Raw genomic sequence first — 18,770 nt, forward strand, 5'->3', positions numbered from 1 at the left:
CCCCGCTTCCCATGCCCCTCACTCTCGCCTCGCTCGTCCAGCACTCCGCGCTCAGGCTCACGGTGCGCGCGGGTGCGGACCGGCTCGACGTGCCCGTCCGCTGGGCGCACGCCAGCGAGCTGACCGACCCCGTCCCGTACATGGAGGGCGGCGAGTTCCTGCTCGTCACCGCCACCAACCTCGACGCCGAGAACCCCGAGGCGATGCGGCGCTACGTACGGCGGCTGGCCGGGGCCGGGGTCGTCGGCCTGGGCTTCGCCGTCGGCGTCAACTACGACCAGGTGCCGCAAGCCCTGATCGATGCCGCGGGCGAGGCCGGGTTCCCGCTGCTCGAAGTGCCCCGCCGCACCCCGTTCATCGCCATCGCCAAGGCCGTGTCCTCGACGATCGCCGAGGAGCAGTACCGGGCCGTGACGGCCGGGTTCGAGGTCCAGCGGGAACTGACCAGGGCCGCGCTCTCGGGCGACGGACCCGCCGAACTCCTCGGCCGTCTCGCCGCCCACCTCGACGGCTGGGCCGCGCTGTACGACGCGGCGGGCCAGGTCGTCGCCGCGGCCCCCGAGTGGGCCGCCCGCCGCGCCGCCCGGATCACCCCCGACGTGGCACGCCTGCGGGACCGCCCCGCCCCGGCCAGCATGGTCGTCGGCGGCGCCGAGGACCGGGTCGAGCTCCAGTCCCTGGGCACCGGCCGCCGGGTCAGGGGAGCGCTGGCCGTCGGCACCGACGCGGCGCTCGGCACCGCCGGGCGGTACGCCGTGCACTCCGCCGTCGCCCTGCTGACCCTGACCACCGCCCGCTCCCGGTCCCTCCAGGGTGCCGAGCAGCGCCTGGGCGCCGCGGTGCTGCGCATGCTGCTGGCCGGCCAGCCCGACCACGCGCGGGCGGTCGCGGGGGACCTGTACGGGGACCTCCTCGACGCCCCCTTCCGGTTGCTCATCGCGGAGGCGTCCGACCCCGCGGTCCCGGCGGCGCTCGGCGAGGCGATGGAGGCGGCGGCCTTCCGGACCGGCGAGGCCCTGCTGGCCGTCCCCGAGGGCGACCGGCTCGTCGTCCTCGCCGCGGACGGCGGCGCCGCGGTCGCGGCCTGCACCGCCCACGCGGAGGCCCAGGAGGCGCGGACCCCCGCCGAAGGCGGCGCGGAGGAGGTCCGGGTGGTCGTGGGCCTCTCCGCACCGGCGGGCCCGATCGCCGTATCCGCCGCGTACAAGCAGGCCGAACAGGCCCTGTCGGTGGCCCGGCGCCGGGGCAGGGCGCTGGTCGAGCACGAGGAGCTGGCGGCCGGCTCGGTGCTCCCGCTGCTCGCCGACGACGCGGTACGGGCCTTCGCCGACGGGATGCTCCGGGCCCTGCGCGAGCACGACGCCAAGGGGCGCGGCGACCTGGTGGCCTCGCTGCGGGCCTGGCTCGCGCACCACGGCCAGTGGGACGCGGCGGCGGTGGACCTGGGCGTGCACCGACACACCCTGCGTTACCGGATGCGCCGGGTGGAGGAGATCCTGGGCCGCTCGCTGGACGACGCGGACGTCCGGATGGAGCTGTGGCTGGCCCTGAAGGCCACGAGCAACCCGCCGCCCCCGGAGCCGTAGCCGTACCGGAGGACACGCGCGGGCGCCCCGGCCGGAGCGGGACGTTCCGCGCCCGGGGCCCCACCGCGTCCGTGTCCCGGCCCCCCACCGTGTCCGTGCCCCGGGCCCCACCGCATCCACGTCCGGACCTGCGGCGTCCGTGTCCCCGGCCCCGCGGCACCCGTATCCGGAGCCGCAGCATCCACTTCCGGCTCCGCCGCATCGGACAAAGCGGCGTGCCCCCGGCGCGTACTGCTCCACGTCGGACAAACGCCAGGCACGCCCTGCGGCCCTACGGTGGGGACAGCACACCCCCACGACTCCGAAGGGCCGGACCTCCATGACTTCCACCCACGCCTTCTGGCTCGCCGGCCGCCAGGCCACCGGTGAGGACAGCTTCGACGTCACCAACCCCTGGGACGGTCGTCCGGTCGGCACCGTCAGCGTGCCGACCGACGCCCAGATCGAGGAGGCCGTCGCGGCCGCGCACGCCGTGCGCGAGGAGTTCGCCGCGACCCCGGCCCACGTCCGGGCCGCCGCACTCGACCACGTCGTACGGCGCCTGGTGGAGCGCACCGAGGAGATCGCCCAGCTGATCTCCGCCGAGAACGGCAAGCCCATCAAGTGGGCCCGCGGCGAGGTCGGCCGCGCCGTCTCCGTGTTCCGGTTCGCCGCCGAGGAGGCCCGCCGCTTCAACGGCGGCGACGCCCAGCGCCTGGACACCGACGCCGGCGGCACCGGCCGCCTCGGCCTGACCCGGCGCTTCCCGCGCGGCACGGTCCTCGGCATCGCGCCGTTCAACTTCCCACTGAACCTGAGCGCCCACAAGGTGGCCCCGGCCATCGCCGTCGGTGCCCCGATCATCCTGAAGCCCGCCCCGGCCACCCCGATCTCCTCGCTGATCCTGGGCGAGCTGCTGGCCGAGACCGACCTGCCGGCCGGCTCGTGGTCCGTGCTGACGGTCCCCAACGACCGCATGCCCGCCCTGGTCCAGGACGAGCGCCTGCCCGTCATCTCCTTCACCGGCTCGGGCCCGGTCGGCTACTCGATCATGGAGTCGGTGCCGCGCAAGCACTGCACCCTGGAGCTCGGCGGCAACGCCGCCGCGGTCGTCCTCGGCGACTACGCCTCCGAGGAGGACCTGGACTGGGCCGCGACCCGCATCGCGACCTTCTCCAACTACCAGGGCGGCCAGTCCTGCATCTCGGTGCAGCGGGTCATCGTGGACGCCGCGGTCCACGACCGGCTGCTCCCGAAGATCGTCGCCGCCGTCGAGGCCCAGGTCACCGGCGACCCGTCGGACCCCGCCACCGAGGTCGGCCCGCTGGTCAGCGAGGACGCCGCCAAGCGCGTCGAGTCCTGGGTCGACGAGGCCGTGCAGGCCGGCGCCCAGCTGCTCACCGGCGGCAAGCGGGACGGTGCCACCTACGCGCCCACCGTGCTCACCGAGCTCCCGGACGGCGTCACCCTCTCCTGCGAGGAGGTCTTCGGACCGGTGCTGTCCGTGCAGAAGGTCAACGGCGAGGCCGAGGCGTTCGAGGCCGTCAACTCCTCCAAGTACGGCCTGCAGGCAGGGGTGTTCACGCACGACCTGCAGACCGCCTTCCGCGCCCACCGCGCCCTGGAGGTCGGCGGCGTGATCATCGGCGACGTCCCCTCCTACCGCGCGGACCAGATGCCGTACGGCGGTGCCAAGCAGTCCGGCGTCGGCCGCGAGGGCGTCCGCTACGCCATGGACGACTACACCTACGAGCGGGTGCTGGTCCTCACCGGCCTCGCCCTGTAGTCCACGATCGGCCGCGAGCCGATCCACCGACGTCGCCCGCGTCCGCCTGGACAGCACGCGGGCGACCACGGAACGGCCGGAGCCCACTGTGCGGGGGCTCCGGCCGTCCCGGTTCTCCGCCCCCCTTCCACCGCCCCGCCGCGGCCGCCACCGAGGGCGGGTCAGTGGAGTGGCTCCCGACCCGATCGGCGCCCGGGAGATGGTGCGCATATCGGGAATCGGGTACATACGGACGAGTAGGGCCGGGCGGGCGCACGGACGCGCCCCGCGCGGACCGGCCCCGTCCCCCCACCCGCGAAGCGGCGAGGTGAGCTCCTCATGTCCGCACCATCCGCATCATCCTCATCGTCGGCGTCGAAGGACGCGCCCGGCGTCACCGAGCGCGAAGCGCGCCGGGTGGCCGAGGCGGCGCGCGAACAGGACTGGCACAAGCCCAGCTTCGCCAAGGAACTGTTCCTCGGTCGCTTCCGGCTCGACCTGATCCACCCGCACCCGATGCCGCCCCCGGACGACGTCCGGCGCGGCGAGGCGTTCCTCGCCCGGCTGCGCGAGTTCTGCGAGACCCGGATCGACGGCGCCCTGATCGAGCGCGAGGCCCGCATCCCGGACGAGGTGATCAACGGCCTCAAGGAGATCGGCGCGCTCGGGATGAAGATCGACCCGAAGTACGGCGGGCTCGGCCTGACCCAGGTGTACTACAACAAGGCCCTCGCCCTGGTCGGCTCCGCGAACCCGGCGGTCGGCGCGCTGCTCTCCGCCCACCAGTCCATCGGCGTGCCCCAGCCGCTGAAACTCTTCGGCAGCCAGGAGCAGAAGGACGCCTTCCTGCCCCGGCTGGCCCGCAGCGACATCTCGGCGTTCCTCCTCACCGAGCCGGACGTCGGCTCCGACCCGGCCCGGCTCGCCACCTCGGCCGTCCCGGACGGACCGGACCACTACGTCCTGGACGGGGTGAAGCTCTGGACGACCAACGGCGTCATCGCCGACCTGCTCGTCGTGATGGCCCGGGTACCGGAGTCGGAGGGCCACAAGGGCGGCATCACGGCCTTCGTCGTCGAGGCGGACTCCCCGGGCATCACCGTCGAGAACCGCAACGCCTTCATGGGCCTGCGCGGCCTGGAGAACGGCGTCACCCGCTTCCACCGCGTCCGGGTCCCCGCCGCGAACCGCATCGGCCCCGAGGGCGCCGGACTCAGGATCGCCCTCACCACGCTCAACACCGGACGGCTCTCCCTGCCCGCCATGTGCGTCGGCGCCGGCAAATGGTGCCTGGGGATCGCCCGCCAGTGGGCCTCGCGGCGCGAGCAGTGGGGCAGGCCGGTCGCCCGGCACGAGGCGGTCGGCGCCAAGATCTCCTTCATCGCCGCGACCACCTTCGCGCTCGAAGCGGTGGTGGAACTCTCCTCCCAGATGGCGGACGAGGACCGCAACGACATCCGCATCGAGGCGGCCCTCGCCAAGCTGTACGGCTCCGAGATGGGCTGCCTGATGGCCGACGAACTGGTCCAGATCCGGGGCGGACGCGGCTTCGAGACCGCCGACTCCCTCGCCGCCCGCGGCGAACGGGCCGTACCCGCCGAGCAGTTGCTGCGCGACCTGCGGATCAACCGGATCTTCGAGGGCTCGACCGAGATCATGCACCTGCTGATCGCCCGGGAGGCCGTCGACGCCCACCTGAAGGTCGCCGGGGACATCATCGACCCCGACAAACCCCTCTCGGCGAAGGCGCGGGCCGGGGCGAACGCGGCCGGCTTCTACGCCCGCTGGCTGCCGGGCCTCGTCACCGGCCCCGGTCAACTCCCGGGTACGTACGCCGAGTTCAATCCGACCGGCCACCCGGACCTGTCCGCCCATCTGCGCTACGTCGAACGCTCCGCCCGCAAACTGGCGCGCACCACCTTCTACGCCATGTCGCGCTGGCAGGGCCGGATGGAGACCAAGCAGGGCTTCCTCGGCCGGATCGTCGACATCGGCGCGGAACTCTTCGCGATGAGCGCCGCGTGCGTCCGCGCCGAACTGCTGCGCTCCTCGGGCGAGCACGGCCGCGAGGCGTACCGGCTGGCCGACGTGTTCTGCCACCAGTCCCGCGTCCGGACCGAGGAACTCTTCACCCGCCTGTGGTCCAACACCGACGACCTCGACCGGCGCCTGGTCGACGGCGTCCTGTCCGGCGCGTACACCTGGCTGGAGGAAGGCGTCGTCGACCCCAGCGGCGAAGGACCCTGGATCGCGGACACCGCGCCGGGGCCGAGCGTCCGGGACGACGTCCGCCGCACCATCCGCTGAACCACCCGCCGTACGGGGCCCGTCCACGCACCGGACGGGCCCCGTACGGCCGTGCGTGGTGCGGCAGGATGACCGATCGTGACCGTCATCCACCTTCCCGGCTCCAAGTCCGTCACCGCGCGCGCCCTCTTCCTGGCCGCCGCCGCGAACGGCACCAGCACCCTCGTACGGCCCCTGCGCTCGGACGACACCGAGGGCTTCGCCGAAGGGCTCACCCGCCTCGGCTACCGGATCACGCGGGAGGCGGACCGCTGGCACGTCGAGGGCCGCCCGGACGGCCCCGCCGTAACCGACGCCGACGTCCACTGCCGCGACGGCGCCACCACGGCGCGCTTCCTGCCGACCCTCGCCGCCGCCGCGGCCCGCGGCACCTACCGCTTCGACGCCTCCGCCCAGATGCGCCGCCGCCCCCTCGCCCCGCTCACCGGGGCACTGCGCGCGCTCGGCGTCGACCTGCGCCACGGCGGGGCCGAGGGACACCATCCGCTGCGGATCGAGGCCCACGGCATCGAGGGCGGCGGGATCACCCTGGACGCGGGGGAGTCCTCGCAGTACCTCACCGCGCTGCTGATGCTCGGCCCGCTGACCGGCAACGGGCTGCGGATCACCGTCACCGACCTGGTCTCCGCCCCGTACGTCGAGATCACCCTCGCGATGATGCGCGACTTCGGCGTCGAGGTCGTCCGGGACGGCGACGTCTTCACCGTGCCGCCCGGCGGGTACCGGGCCACCACGTACGCCGTCGAACCCGACGCCTCCACCGCCAGTTACTTCTTCGCCGCGGCGGCACTCACCGGCCGCGAGGTCACCGTCCCGGGGCTCGGCACCGACGCGCTCCAGGGCGATCTGCGGTTCGTCGACGTACTGCGCCGCATGGGCGCCGAGGTGCGCGTCACGAAGGAGTCCACCACCGTCCGCTCCGACGGCAGGCTCTCGGGCGTCACGGTCAACATGCGCGACATCTCCGACACCATGCCGACCCTGGCCGCACTCGCCCCCTTCGCCTCGGGACCGGTACGCATCGAGGACGTGGGCAACACCCGGGTGAAGGAGTGCGACCGGCTGGAGGTCTGCGCCCAGAACCTCCGGCGCATGGACATCATGGCCGAGACCGGCCCGGACTGGATCGAGATCCGGCCGGGCACCCCCCGCCCCACCGAGATCGCCACCCACGGCGACCACCGCGTCGTCATGTCGTTCGCCGTCGCCGGACTGCGGGTGCCGGGCATCACGTTCGACGACCCCGGATGCGTCCGGAAGACGTTCCCGGGGTTCCACGAGGCGTTCGCCGAGTTCGTCGGAGCCATGAGCCACCGATGACCGTCCCCTGATCCCCGGCGGGCGCCGCGGCCGAATGACCACGAACGTCCCGGTACGGGAGGGCCCGCGCGATCACCGGCCGACGGGCCCGGCCCCCGGCGACCGGGACGCACTGTCCACGCCCGCGGCGGATGCGGCAAGAATGGGGGGCATGAGCGACAGCCCTGCCCCCCTCGCCGACCCACACCTCGTCTTCGACGCAGCGGAAGGCCGCCGGGATCTCGTCATCCTCGGCTCCACCGGTTCCATCGGCACCCAGGCCATCGACCTGGTGCTGCGCAACCCCGACCGCTTCCGCGTCACCGGGCTCTCCGCCGCCGGCGGACGGGTCGCCCTCCTCGCGGAGCAGGCGCGGCAACTGCGGGTGCGCACCGTGGCCGTCGCCGTCGAGGACGCCGTACCGGCCCTCCGCGACGCGCTGCGCGAGCAGTACGGGCCGGGCGAACCGCTCCCCGAGATCCTGGCGGGCCCCGAGGCCGCCGCCCAGCTCGCCGCGAGCGACTGCCACACCGTGCTCAACGGCATCACCGGATCGATCGGGCTCGCCCCCACCCTCGCCGCGCTGGAAGCCGGCCGCACCCTCGCCCTGGCCAACAAGGAGTCGCTGATCGTCGGCGGCCCGCTGGTCAAGGCGCTGGCGAAGCCCGGACAGATCATCCCGGTCGACTCCGAGCACGCCGCGCTCTTCCAGGCACTGTGCGCCGGCACCCGCGCCGACGTCCGCAAGCTCGTCGTCACCGCGTCCGGCGGCCCCTTCCGCGGACGGACCCGGGACGAACTGGCCGACGTCACCCGCGAACAGGCACTCGCCCATCCGACCTGGGCCATGGGACCGGTCATCACGATCAACTCCGCCACCCTCGTCAACAAGGGACTGGAGGTCATCGAGGCCCACCTCCTCTACGACATCCCGTTCGACCGGATCGAGGTCGTCGTCCACCCCCAGTCGTACGTTCACTCCATGGTGGAGTTCACCGACGGCTCCACCCTCGCCCAGGCCACGCCCCCCGACATGTGCGGCCCGATCGCCATCGGTCTCGGCTGGCCCGCCCGCATCCCGGACGCCGCCCCCGCCTTCGACTGGTCGAAGGCCTCCACCTGGGAGTTCTTCCCCCTGGACAACGAGGCCTTCCCCTCCGTGGGACTGGCCAGACACGTCGGCACGCTCGGCGCCACCGCCCCGGCCGTCTTCAACGCCGCGAACGAGGAATGCGTCGACGCATTCCTCGCGGGACGGCTGCCGTTCAACGGAATCATGGATACGGTCACGGCGGTGGTGGCCGAACACGGCACCCCCGCCGCGGGAACTTCGCTCACGGTCGCAGACGTCCTCGAAGCGGAGACCTGGGCCCGCGTCCGGGCCCGTGAACTCTCGGCGAAAGCGACAGCGGAGGCGCGCGCATGAGCATTACGACGGTCCTGTTGACGATTCTGGGCATCGCCGTCTTCGTCATCGGCCTGCTGTTCTCGATCGCATGGCACGAACTCGGGCACCTGTCGACCGCGAAGCTCTTCGGCATCCGCGTCCCCCAGTACATGGTCGGTTTCGGACCGACGATCTGGTCGCGGAAGAAGGGCGACACCGAGTACGGCATCAAGGCCATCCCGGCCGGCGGCTACATCCGCATGATCGGCATGTTCCCGCCGGGCGAGGACGGGCGCCTGGAGGCACGCTCCACGTCGCCGTGGCGCGGCATGATCGAGGACGCCAGGTCCGCCGCCTACGAAGAACTCGAACCCGGTGACGAGAAGCGCCTCTTCTACACGCGCAAACCGTGGAAGCGCGTCATCGTGATGTTCGCCGGACCGTTCATGAACCTGGTCCTCGCCGTCGCGATCTTCCTCGGCGTGGCGATGACCTTCGGCTTCCAGACCCAGACCACCGAGGTGGCGGGCGTCCAGAAGTGCGTGATCGCCCAGAGCGAGAACCGCGACACCTGCAAGAAGTCCGACCCGGTCTCGCCCGCGAAGGCGGCGGGACTGGAGGAGGGCGACAAGATCGTCGCCTTCAACGGCCAGAAGGTCGCCGACTGGGACACGCTCTCCGGCAAGATCCGTGACACCATCGGCCCCGCCACCATCACCGTCCTGCGCGACGGCCAGGAGAAGACCCTCCACGCCGTGCTCAAGGAGAACGCGGTGGCGAAGAAGGACTCCAGGGGCGAGGTGATCCCCGACGAGTACGTGAAGGCCGGCTACCTCGGCTTCGCCGCCCAGACCGAGATCGTCCCGCTCTCCTTCGGCGACTCGGTGGTCCGCATGGGAGACATGATCGAGAACGGCGTCGACTCGATCATCGCCCTCCCGTCCAAGATCCCGGGCCTGTGGGACGCCGCATTCGGCGACGGCGAGCGCGCGGCGGACTCCCCGGTCGGCGTGGTCGGCGCGGCCAGGATCGGCGGCGAGGTGATGACGCTGGACGTACCGGCGCAGAACCAGATCGCGATGATGCTGTTCCTGCTGGCCGGTTTCAACCTCTCGCTGTTCCTCTTCAACATGCTGCCCCTGCTGCCGCTCGACGGCGGGCACATCGCCGGGGCGCTCTGGGAATCCCTGCGCCGCAACGTGGCCCGGGTCTTCCGGCGCCCCGACCCCGGCCCGTTCGACGTGGCCAAGCTGATGCCGGTCGCCTACGTCGTCGCCGGCGTCTTCATCTGCTTCACGCTGCTGGTGCTGGTGGCCGACATCGTGAACCCGGTCAAGATCTCCTGACCACCGCCCGTTCCGTGTACGGCGGGTGACGGCCCGGCACACAGCGTGTGCCGGGCCGTTCCCTTTGCGCCGCACCTCCGGACGGGGTGTGCTCGGGGCCGCCGCCGGTGCCGTAACCTCGAAGGCCGGAGCCCGCCGATCTCGGGACCTCGATCCACACCTTGGGGATGCTCAGCGCATGACTGCGATTTCTCTCGGAATTCCGTCCGTTCCGACCAAGCTCGCCGACCGGAGGGTCAGCCGCAAGATCCAGGTCGGGTCGGTCGCGGTGGGCGGGGACGCGCCGGTGTCGGTGCAGTCGATGACCACGACGCGTACTTCCGACATCGGTGCGACGTTGCAGCAGATCGCGGAGCTGACGGCGTCGGGCTGTCAGATCGTGCGGGTGGCGTGTCCGACGCAGGACGACGCGGACGCGCTGGCGACGATCGCGAGGAAGTCGCAGATCCCGGTGATCGCGGACATCCACTTCCAGCCGAAGTACGTGTTCGCGGCGATCGACGCGGGCTGCGCGGCGGTGCGGGTGAACCCCGGGAACATCAAGCAGTTCGACGACAAGGTCAAGGAGATCGCGCGGGCCGCGGGCGAGGCCGGCACCCCGATCCGCATCGGCGTGAATGAACCTGCGCCGGCGCAGGCTGGAGATCGTGTCGTGCCCGTCGTGCGGGCGGGCCCAGGTGGACGTGTACAAGCTGGCCGACCAGGTGACGGCGGGTCTGGAGGGCATGGAGGTCCCGCTGCGGGTCGCCGTGATGGGCTGCGTCGTCAACGGCCCCGGTGAGGCCCGCGAGGCGGACCTGGGGGTGGCCTCGGGCAACGGCAAGGGGCAGATCTTCGTGAAGGGCGAGGTCATCAAGACCGTGCCCGAGTCGAAGATCGTCGAGACCCTGATCGAGGAAGCCCTGAAGATCGCCGAGCAGATGGAGAAGGACGGCGTCGCCTCGGGCGAGCCCGAGGTCTCCGTCAGCTGAACCGGTCTCCGGCCCCGGCCGGACCGCACGACAACACCACGGCGCCCCGCCGGACGACCCCCGTCCGGCGGGGCGCCGTCGTGAGCGACCTCACGGTGCGCCCGGAAAGCCGATCACGAGCACGAGCGGCGCAGATGAGCCTCTTTGGGTACAGTGCGGAAATCAGCAGACCGTATGGTGAGGCCCCCTCGTGTTGACGCAGACCACCACCCGGGTCCTCGAACCCAGCGACCTCGGTGCCGCTCTCGCCGTCCTGGAGAGCGAGCCCGTCGCCAACGCCTTCGTGACGTCCCGGGTCCAGATCGCGGGTCTCGACCCCTGGCGCCTGGGCGGCGAGATGTGGGGCTGGTACACCGACGGACGGCTGCGCTCGCTCTGCTACTCGGGCGCCAACCTCGTCCCCATCTGCGCCGGACCCGAAGCCGTCCGGGCCTTCGCCGACCGGGCCCGCCGGGCCGGCCGCCGCTGCTCCTCCATCGTCGGCCCCGCGGAACCCACCGCCCAGCTGTGGCGGCTGCTCGAACCCGGCTGGGGACCGGCCCGCGAGGTCCGCGCCAACCAGCCGCTGATGGTCACCGAGAGCCCCTCCGCCGAGGTCGCCCCCGACCCCCTCGTCCGCCGCATCCGCAAGGACGAGATGGACGTCCTGATGCCCGCCTGCGTGGCGATGTTCACCGAGGAGGTCGGCGTCTCCCCGCTCGCGGGCGACGGCGGACTCCTCTACCAGGCACGCGTCGCCGAACTCATCGGCTCCGGACGCTCCTTCGCCCGGATCGAGGACGGCAAGGTCGTCTTCAAGGCGGAGATCGGCGCGGCGACCCCCCAGGCCTGCCAGATCCAGGGCGTCTGGGTCGCCCCCGAACACCGCGGCAAGGGCCTCTCCGAAACCGGCATGGCGGCGGTCCTGCGCTACGCCCTGGCCGACATCGCCCCCGTCGTCAGCCTCTACGTGAACGACTACAACACCCCCGCCCGCCGCGCGTACGCCAAAGTCGGCTTCCGCGAGACCGGCGCGTTCATGAGCGTGCTGTTCTGACCGGCTCCGCCGTCCCGTACCGCACATCCCGTCGGGCCAGTAGGGTCGGTCCATGGCAGCAGTCCCCGGGGGCGCCCCCCGCATTCCCAGCGTCCGGATCGGGCCGATCGATCTCGCCGCACGCGTGGACGAGGCGCTCGCCGTGCAGGCCGTCGCCTTCGGACTGAGTCCGGAAGAGGTCGAGGTACGACGCCACATCGTCCTCAGACACCTCGACCACCCCCACGCCCGCGCCCTCGGCGCCACCACCCCCGGCGACCGGCTCGTCGGCTTCGTCTACGGCATGCCCAACGAGCGCGGCCAGTGGTGGTCCACCGTCGTCGAGCCCTACCTCCGCGCCACCGGATCCGCGCACTGGCTCGACGACTCCTTCGTCATCACCGAACTGCACGTCCTGCCGGAGTTCCAGAACCTCGGCATCGGCCGCACGCTGATCACCACCGTCACGGACGCCGTCGAGCAGCCCCGGTCCATCCTCTCCGCGATCGACGCGGAGAGCCCGGCACGCGGTCTGTACCGCAGTCTCGGCTACCAGGACCTGGCCCGGCAGGTGCTCTTTCCCAGTGCTCCCAAGCCGTACGCGGTGATGGGAGCCCCGCTCCCGCTGCGCCGCGCGCACTGACGCCGGAGCCAATGGATTTCCGCCCACCCGTGCTGCCCGGCTAACCTCCTGCACATCACCCTTCCTAGCAGGAGTTCACCATGGCCCAGGTCCAGCGCATGTCCCGATTGATGATCAAGACACTGCGCGACGACCCGGCGGACGCCGAGACGCTCAACCACAAGCTGCTCGTCCGGGCCGGATACGTACGTCGCACCGCGGCCGGCATCTGGACCTGGCTGCCGCTGGGCAAGAAGGTCCTGGAGAACATCACCCGCGTCGTGCGCGAGGAGATGGACGCCATCGGCGGCCAGGAGGTCCTGCTGCCCGCGCTGCTGCCCAAGGAGGCGTACGAGGCCAGCGGCCGCTACGACGAGTACGGCGACCTGCTCTTCAGGCTCCGGGACCGCAAGGGCGCCGAGTACCTCCTCGGACCCACCCACGAGGAGATCTTCACCCAGGTCGTCAAGGATCAGATCACGTCCTACAAGGACCTGCCCGTGATCCTGTACCAGATCCAGACCAAGTACCGCGACGAGGCCCGCCCGCGCGCCGGTGTGCTGCGCGGCCGCGAGTTCCAGATGAAGGACTCGTACTCCTTCGACACCACGGACGAGGGACTGGCCGAGGCATACGGGCAGCACCGCGCCGCCTACATCCGGATCTTCGAGCGGCTCGGCCTCGACTACCGCGTCGTCTCCGCCGTCTCCGGCGCCATGGGCGGCTCGGCCTCCGAGGAGTTCCTGGCCCCCGCCCCGGCCGGCGAGGACACCTTCGTCGACTGCCCCGCCTGCGACTACGCCGCCAACACCGAGGCGGTGACCTTCGAGGCAGCCCGGGCCGACGGCTCCGCGCACGGCCCCGTCGAGGAACTGGACACCCCCGACACCCCGACCATCGAGACCCTCGCCGCGCACCTGGGCGTCCCCGCCTCCGCGACCCTGAAGAACCTGCTGGTCAAGATCGACGGCGAGATCGTCGCGGTGGGCGTGCCCGGCGACCGCGAGGTGGACCTCGGCAAGCTGGGCGAGCACCTGGCGCCCGCCGTCGTCGAACTGGTCACCGCGGAGGACTTCGAGGGCCGTCCCGACCTGGTGCGCGGCTATGTCGGCCCGCAGGGCCTGGACAAGGTCCGCTACATCGCCGACCCGCGCGTCGCCCCCGGCACCGCCTGGATCACCGGCGCCAACAAGGACGGCGTGCACGCGAAGAACGTCGTGGCCGGCCGCGACTTCGGGGTCGACGACTACCTCGACGTCGTCGTCGTCGAGGCGGGCGACCCCTGCCCCAAGTGCGGCACCGGCCTCAAGCTGGACCGCGCCATCGAGATCGGCCACATCTTCCAGCTGGGCCGCAAGTACGCGGACACCTTCCAGCTCGACGTGCTCGGCCAGAACGGCAAGCCGGTCCGGGTCACCATGGGCTCCTACGGCATCGGCGTCTCCCGCGCCGTCGCCGCGCTCGCCGAGCAGACCGCCGACGAGCAGGGGCTGTGCTGGCCCCGCGAGATCGCCCCGGCCGACGTCCACGTCGTCGCGGCGGGCAAGGCGCTCCAGACGGAGCTGGCCCTCGACGTCGCCGAGCGGCTCGGCGCCGCGGGCGTGCGGGTGATGGTCGACGACCGCGCGGGCGTCTCGCCCGGCGTGAAGTTCACCGACGCCGAACTGATCGGCGTCCCGAAGATCCTGGTCGCCGGCCGTCGCTCGGCCGAGGGCGTCCTGGAACTCAAGGACCGCCGCACCGGCGAGCGCGAGGAGCTCACGGTCGACGAGGCGATCGCCCGACTCACCACCCAGGGCTGATCCGGAACACGGCAGGAGGCCCCCGCGCGGTGCGCGGGGGCCTCCTCGTGTTTCCCGGTCCGGGTCACAGCCAGCTCGCGAACTCCAGCGTCAGCTCGCCCTCCTGGCGGCGGCCCACGGCCATCGCCCGGGTCCCCGACTCCACCGCGCGGAACAGCGTCCAGCCGTGCAGCCGCTCCCGGTCCACGTCCAGCGAGTCGGCGAGCTTCCGGACCCGCCGCCGGGCCGTCACCGCACCGCCGGGAGACGCGATCAGGTCCTCGACCCGGTCGCGCACCAGACGCGCCAGGTCGTAGGCCCGCTCACCGACCAGCGGCTCGGGACCGACCGTCAGCCAGGGCACCCGCTCCCCGGCGAGCACCTTGCTCTGGCGGAAGTTGCCGTGCAGCAGCAGGAGTTCGGGGGAGTGGGCGACCAGCTCCGCACGTGCCGCGAGCGCCGCGGAGACCAGCGGCTCCAGGGCGGGATCGGCTGCCGCGGCGGCGCGCATCGGCTCGACCCGGCGGCCGGTCCGCTCGGCGACCGTCTCGAAGCCGTGCCCGGCCGGCGGCTCGACCCACAGCCTGCGCACCGTGCCCGCCGCCTCCAGCAGCGCCTTGGCCTCCGGCAGCGAGCGCAGCGACACCTCGGGGTGCAGCCGCTCCAGCAGGAGCGCGCCGGGCCCGTCGCCGAGCAGCCGCACCGCGCCCCAGCCGTTCCAGTGGGCCAGCGCCGCCCGTTCGGGGCCGGGCGCGGCCCCGAACGGGGCCAGCTTCAACGCGGCCGGGGTGCCGTCGGAGCACGTCACCAGCAGCACCAGACTGCTGCGGCCCCCCGGGGCGGCGACCCGCTCCACGGTCACCCGCCGCCCGGTGGAGGACAGCGCCTCCTCGATCAGCGCGGGAAGCCGTGCGAGCCAGTCGGCGGCGGCTGCGTCCCCGCACGACTCGCCCAGCGCTCGCACCAGACGCTGCGGCGGTTCGAAACCCATACGTGCTGTGTTCCCTTTCAGAATTGCCTCGGTGCCTCGGTGCCTCGGTGCCTCGTGGCCCGTGTCGCGGCTCCCTCAGTGCGCCGGGGCGGCCCCGTCCCCGTCGGCGTTCCTCGCACCGGCCCCCGCCGCGGCGGTCTTCCCGGCGGCCCGCTCGGCGAGACCGGGAAAGGGTACGCCGCTGCCCCGCCAGCGGACCGCGCGCACCGCGGCCTCCCGCAGCGCGACGGCGGCCTCCCGCCTGAGCGGCCCCCCGGCGGCCCGCACCAGGTCGGAGTACACGTTCGCGACCCGGTCCTCCAGCAGGGCCGCCAGCCGCACCGCCGCGGCCGGGTCCGCGACCGTGAAGGGCAGGGCGTACGCGGCCCGCGCCGCCACCGGCTCGCCGCCCAGATCGCGCACGGTCCGGGCCAGCGCGTCGCGCCGGGCCCGGTGCGCGTGGTGGGCCGACCGGGCCTCGGCCCGGCGCTTCTGCCCGACCCGGGCGCCGACCACCCCGTACCCGTACACCGCCGCGTGTTCGGCGGCCAGGGCCGCCTGCGCGGCCTTCAGGTCCGCAGCGCTCATGACGAGGTCTCCTTGGCCAGTTCGGTCAGCAGATAGGCGTGGGCCGCGCCGGCCGCCGCCGTCGAGGCCAGCAGCCGGGCCAGCTCCGGCGGGGCCTCCAGGAGGGCCGCCAGACGCGCGTCGGAGGTGCGGCGCTCCGCCGCGGCCAGCTCCTCGACCGCGGCCTTCGCGCCGGTCGCGCGCGACTGCGGGGGCGTGAGCGGCTTCCCGCCGGGCGCCAGCGCCCCGGCGTGGGCCCGGACGGCGTCCCGCAGCGGCGAGAGCGCGGCGGCGGTGGCCGGATGGGCCCCGATCACCTGCTCGTAGTGGCCGAGCAGCTCCATGCTGCCGCGCGCGGCGTCCGCCCGGATCTTCTTTTCCGCCCGCGCCGCGGAGACCTGCTCGGCCGTGGTCGGGGCCCCGTCCCGCTCGGATTCCCCCGCGCGCCCGGAGCCGCCGCCGCAGCCGGCCAGCACCGCCCCCAGGGCGATCGCTCCCGTCGCGGTGAGCGCACCCCTGCGCGTCGTCCCGGTGCGCCGCACTTTTCTCCTTCGGGCTGGACCTGTCTTGACTGGATCTGTCCTGAAGTGATCACCGCAGGCGAGCGTACCTGCGGCGGAGGGGAGGACGGACGGCAACACCCCTCAGGACCGGATACCCTTTGACCTGACACGCGAGATCCCACAACAGCACACGCGGCCGAGGAGTCACCCGGATGAGCACCACCCAGAGCGAGAGGCTGCGCGGACTGCTCGAACCGCTCGTCAGCGCCGAGCAGCTGGATCTCGAGGAGATCGAGGTTTCCCGGGCCGGCCGCCGCCGTGTGCTGCGGATCGTCGTGGATTCCGACGAGGGCGTGGAGCTGGACGCCTGTGCCGAGCTGAGCCGCGCGATCTCCGAGAAGCTCGACGAGACCGACGCGATGGGCGACGACGAATACGTCCTCGAAGTCAGTTCCCCCGGTGCCGACCGTCCGCTGACGGAGCACCGCCACTACGTACGCGCCACGGGCCGCCTCGCCAAACTGCACCTGCGCGAGGGCGGCGAACTGGTGGCCCGCATCCTCGCCGTGGACGAGGAGGGGCTCGACCTCGAGGTGCCGGGCGTCAAGGGCCGCAAGCCCACCGCCCGCCGGGTCGCCTTCGACGAGATCGCCAAGGCGCGCGTGGAGATCGAATTCAGTCGCAAGGACAAGAAGGAAGAGGAGGCGTAGCCGTGGACATCGACGTGAAGCTCTTGAAGGGCTTGGCACAGGACAAGGAGATCCCCTTCGACGTGCTCGTCGAGGCGATCGAGTCGGCCCTCCTCATCGCCTACCACCGTACCGACGGAAGCCACCGCCGCGCGCGGGTGGAGCTCGACGAGCGCGGCCACGTGACGGTGTGGGCGAAGGAGGACCCGGCCGACCTGGAGCCGGGGCAGGAGCCCAAGGAGTTCGACGACACCCCGTCCGGCTTCGGCCGGATCGCCGCGACCACGGCCAAGCAGGTCATCCTGCAGCGGCTGCGCGACGCCGAGGACGACCGGACGTTCGGCGAGTACGCGGGCCACGAGGGCGATGTCGTCACCGGCGTCGTCCAACAGGGCAAGGACCCCAAGAACGTCCTGGTCGACATCGGCAAGCTGGAGGCCATCCTGCCGGTGCAGGAGCAGGTGCCGGGCGAGGAGTACACCCACGGCCTGCGGCTGCGCACGTACGTGGTGCGCGTCGCCAAGGGTGTGCGCGGTCCGTCCGTGACGCTGTCGCGGACCCACCCCAACCTGGTGAAGAAGCTCTTCGCGCTGGAGGTCCCGGAGATCGCGGACGGTTCCGTGGAGATCTGCGCGATCGCCCGGGAGGCCGGCCACCGCACCAAGATCGCGGTCCGCTCGACCCGTTCCGGACTGAACGCCAAGGGCGCCTGCATCGGCCCGATGGGCGGCCGGGTGCGCAACGTGATGGCCGAGCTGCACGGCGAGAAGATCGACATCGTGGACTGGTCGGACGACCCCGCCGAGATGGTCGCCAACGCGCTGTCACCCGCACGGGTGAGTCAGGTCGAGGTCGTGGACCTCGGCGCACGGTCCGCCCGCGTCACCGTTCCGGACTACCAGCTGTCGCTCGCGATCGGCAAGGAGGGGCAGAACGCCCGCCTCGCCGCCCGCCTCACCGGCTGGCGCATCGACATCCGCCCGGACACCGAGACCGACGCCGAGCGCGACGTCGCCGACCGGGAGCGCGCGGAGCGCGCCCGCGAGCGGTCCGAGCGGCGCTGAGAACCGGCCGTCCGGCCGGTTCCGGCCGGACGACTGCCGGAAGGACGGATCCGCGCGGGACGCCGGGCGCCCGCTTCCCGAGGGGACGCCCGGTGCGGGTCGCGAGGGGCCGGGAATAAATCTCGGTGGCATGCCGCTGAGATCACGACAACATCCGTTCGATTTTTGCCCCAAAGGGGTGAGGTCGGTGCGGGGAGGTAGACTTAGCCGTGTCTGGCCGGACGCATGCCCGCGCTTGCCCTGAGCGAACCTGTGTGGGATGCCGGGAGCGGGCGGCCAAGAGCGAACTGCTGCGCATCGTCGTGGAAGGGAACGCCTGCGTTCCCGATCCGCGCGGTACGCTGCCCGGCCGGGGTGCCTATGTACACCCCGTCCCCGCATGTCTGGACCTGGCGGTTCGCCGCCGGGCATTCCCCCGGGCCTTCAAGGCCAAGGGGCCGTTCGACCCCGCCGCGCTGCAGCGGTTCGTCGAGCGGGCGACACCGTAAGAAATGAACGGCACGGGACCCCGTGCGGTCAGGTACCTCGCGAGTTGGAAGTAGGTCGAGATTGCGATGAGCACTCGATGAGTACGCGATGAGTACGCCCATGAAGTAGCGACGGTCCGGCGGTAACCCGGACCTAAAAGGAGCGAAGTGGCTAAGGTCCGGGTATACGAACTCGCCAAGGAGTTCGGCGTCGAGAGCAAGGTCGTCATGGCCAAGCTCCAAGAACTCGGTGAATTCGTCCGTTCGGCGTCCTCGACGATCGAGGCGCCGGTTGTACGCAAGTTGACTGACGCACTGCAGGGGCCCGGCGGCAACGCCGGCAAGCCCGCTGCCAAGCCTGGCGCGCCCCGCAAGGCGACGCCCGCGAAGCCCGCGGCGCCCTCTCCGGCCGCCGCGGCACGTCCTGCTGCCCCGAAGCCCGGCGCCCCGGC

At 72.4% G+C, this 18,770-nt stretch carries 16 protein-coding genes and 1 pseudogene; 14 read left to right on the top strand and 3 right to left on the bottom strand.

The window, feature by feature from the left end; genetic code table 11:
• Positions 1-11: 11 nt before the first annotated feature.
• The 10 genes and pseudogenes from EAO76_RS33050 to EAO76_RS33095 all read left to right on the top strand — a co-directional run bounded on the left by EAO76_RS33050 (position 12) and on the right by EAO76_RS33095 (position 14,079).
• On the top strand, positions 12-1,586 hold the full coding sequence (locus EAO76_RS33050; protein WP_148839651.1) for a PucR family transcriptional regulator: 1,575 nt from the start codon (positions 12-14) through the stop codon (positions 1,584-1,586).
• Positions 1,587-1,905: 319 nt separating this feature from the next.
• Positions 1,906-3,351 carry an aldehyde dehydrogenase family protein gene (locus tag EAO76_RS33055; RefSeq protein WP_148839653.1) on the top strand — a complete coding sequence of 482 codons (1,446 nt, stop codon included), beginning with the start codon at positions 1,906-1,908 and terminating at the stop codon, positions 3,349-3,351.
• Positions 3,352-3,669: 318 nt separating this feature from the next.
• Complete coding sequence (locus tag EAO76_RS33060) at positions 3,670-5,637, top strand: acyl-CoA dehydrogenase family protein (RefSeq protein WP_148839655.1); 1,968 nt, start codon at positions 3,670-3,672, stop codon at positions 5,635-5,637.
• Positions 5,638-5,715: 78 nt separating this feature from the next.
• A complete protein-coding gene (aroA, locus tag EAO76_RS33065; RefSeq protein ID WP_148839657.1) occupies positions 5,716-6,957 on the top strand; it encodes a 3-phosphoshikimate 1-carboxyvinyltransferase in 1,242 nt (413 codons plus the stop codon).
• Positions 6,958-7,108: 151 nt separating this feature from the next.
• Positions 7,109-8,362: a 1-deoxy-D-xylulose-5-phosphate reductoisomerase gene (gene dxr / locus EAO76_RS33070; protein ID WP_148839658.1), complete on the top strand. Its 1,254-nt coding sequence runs from the start codon at positions 7,109-7,111 to the stop codon at positions 8,360-8,362.
• On the top strand, positions 8,359-9,669 hold the full coding sequence (locus tag EAO76_RS33075; RefSeq protein WP_148839660.1) for an RIP metalloprotease: 1,311 nt from the start codon (positions 8,359-8,361) through the stop codon (positions 9,667-9,669). Before dxr ends, EAO76_RS33075 begins: the two co-directional genes overlap by 4 nt.
• A 178-nt stretch (positions 9,670-9,847) precedes the next feature.
• Positions 9,848-10,640 (top strand): annotated as a pseudogene (locus EAO76_RS33080) (flavodoxin-dependent (E)-4-hydroxy-3-methylbut-2-enyl-diphosphate synthase).
• Positions 10,641-10,830: 190 nt separating this feature from the next.
• A complete protein-coding gene (locus EAO76_RS33085; RefSeq protein ID WP_187438865.1) occupies positions 10,831-11,676 on the top strand; it encodes a GNAT family N-acetyltransferase in 846 nt (281 codons plus the stop codon).
• A 52-nt stretch (positions 11,677-11,728) separates the two neighbouring features.
• Positions 11,729-12,298, top strand: a complete 570-nt coding sequence (locus tag EAO76_RS33090) for a GNAT family N-acetyltransferase (RefSeq protein ID WP_148839662.1) — start codon at positions 11,729-11,731, stop codon at positions 12,296-12,298.
• A gap of 80 nt (positions 12,299-12,378) precedes the next feature.
• Entirely contained in the window at positions 12,379-14,079 is a 1,701-nt protein-coding gene (locus EAO76_RS33095; RefSeq protein ID WP_148839663.1) for a proline--tRNA ligase, read from the top strand.
• Between the two features lie 64 nt (positions 14,080-14,143).
• Here the strand turns inward: EAO76_RS33095 and EAO76_RS33100 are convergent, their stop codons facing one another.
• From EAO76_RS33100 to EAO76_RS33110, 3 genes are all read right to left on the bottom strand, one after another.
• Positions 14,144-15,049: an aminoglycoside phosphotransferase family protein gene (locus EAO76_RS33100; protein WP_148839664.1), complete on the bottom strand. Its 906-nt coding sequence runs from the start codon at positions 15,047-15,049 to the stop codon at positions 14,144-14,146.
• Positions 15,050-15,124: 75 nt separating this feature from the next.
• Positions 15,125-15,616, bottom strand: coding sequence for a ferritin-like domain-containing protein (locus tag EAO76_RS33105; RefSeq protein ID WP_148839666.1), 492 nt, complete (start codon positions 15,614-15,616; stop codon positions 15,125-15,127).
• Complete coding sequence (locus EAO76_RS33110; RefSeq protein ID WP_148839668.1) at positions 15,613-16,137, bottom strand: hypothetical protein; 525 nt, start codon at positions 16,135-16,137, stop codon at positions 15,613-15,615. Before EAO76_RS33110 ends, EAO76_RS33105 begins: the two co-directional genes overlap by 4 nt.
• 173 nt (positions 16,138-16,310) lie before the next feature.
• Here EAO76_RS33110 and rimP point away from each other — a divergent pair, with 173 nt between their 5' ends.
• From rimP to EAO76_RS46820, 4 genes are all read left to right on the top strand, one after another.
• Positions 16,311-16,808, top strand: coding sequence for a ribosome maturation factor RimP (gene rimP, locus EAO76_RS33115; RefSeq protein ID WP_148839670.1), 498 nt, complete (start codon positions 16,311-16,313; stop codon positions 16,806-16,808).
• Between the two features lie 2 nt (positions 16,809-16,810).
• Entirely contained in the window at positions 16,811-17,851 is a 1,041-nt protein-coding gene (gene nusA / locus EAO76_RS33120; protein ID WP_148839672.1) for a transcription termination factor NusA, read from the top strand.
• A 209-nt stretch (positions 17,852-18,060) separates the two neighbouring features.
• Positions 18,061-18,339 carry a YlxR family protein gene (locus EAO76_RS33125; RefSeq protein WP_187438866.1) on the top strand — a complete coding sequence of 93 codons (279 nt, stop codon included), beginning with the start codon at positions 18,061-18,063 and terminating at the stop codon, positions 18,337-18,339.
• A 147-nt stretch (positions 18,340-18,486) separates the two neighbouring features.
• A partial coding sequence (locus EAO76_RS46820) for a translation initiation factor IF-2 N-terminal domain-containing protein (protein WP_262376046.1) occupies positions 18,487-18,770 on the top strand: 284 nt, incomplete at its 3' end.

The sequence above is a fragment of the Streptomyces sp. sk2.1 genome, from assembly GCF_008120935.1.
Taxonomy (GTDB): Bacteria; Actinomycetota; Actinomycetes; order Streptomycetales; family Streptomycetaceae; genus Streptomyces.

Bases quoted from the DNA above. Each gene is read 5' to 3' on its own strand.
- EAO76_RS33090 (WP_148839662.1), top strand. From the start codon at position 11,729: ATGGCAGCAGTCCCCGGGGGCGCCCCCCGCATTCCCAGCGTCCGGATC.
- EAO76_RS33075 (WP_148839660.1), top strand. From the start codon at position 8,359: ATGAGCATTACGACGGTCCTGTTGACGATTCTGGGCATCGCCGTCTTC.
- EAO76_RS33105 (WP_148839666.1), bottom strand. From the start codon at position 15,616: ATGAGCGCTGCGGACCTGAAGGCCGCGCAGGCGGCCCTGGCCGCCGAA.
- dxr (WP_148839658.1), top strand. From the start codon at position 7,109: ATGAGCGACAGCCCTGCCCCCCTCGCCGACCCACACCTCGTCTTCGAC.
- EAO76_RS33100 (WP_148839664.1), bottom strand. From the start codon at position 15,049: ATGGGTTTCGAACCGCCGCAGCGTCTGGTGCGAGCGCTGGGCGAGTCG.
- EAO76_RS33050 (WP_148839651.1), top strand. From the start codon at position 12: ATGCCCCTCACTCTCGCCTCGCTCGTCCAGCACTCCGCGCTCAGGCTC.
- rimP (WP_148839670.1), top strand. From the start codon at position 16,311: ATGAGCACCACCCAGAGCGAGAGGCTGCGCGGACTGCTCGAACCGCTC.
- EAO76_RS33055 (WP_148839653.1), top strand. From the start codon at position 1,906: ATGACTTCCACCCACGCCTTCTGGCTCGCCGGCCGCCAGGCCACCGGT.
- EAO76_RS33095 (WP_148839663.1), top strand. From the start codon at position 12,379: ATGGCCCAGGTCCAGCGCATGTCCCGATTGATGATCAAGACACTGCGC.
- EAO76_RS33060 (WP_148839655.1), top strand. From the start codon at position 3,670: ATGTCCGCACCATCCGCATCATCCTCATCGTCGGCGTCGAAGGACGCG.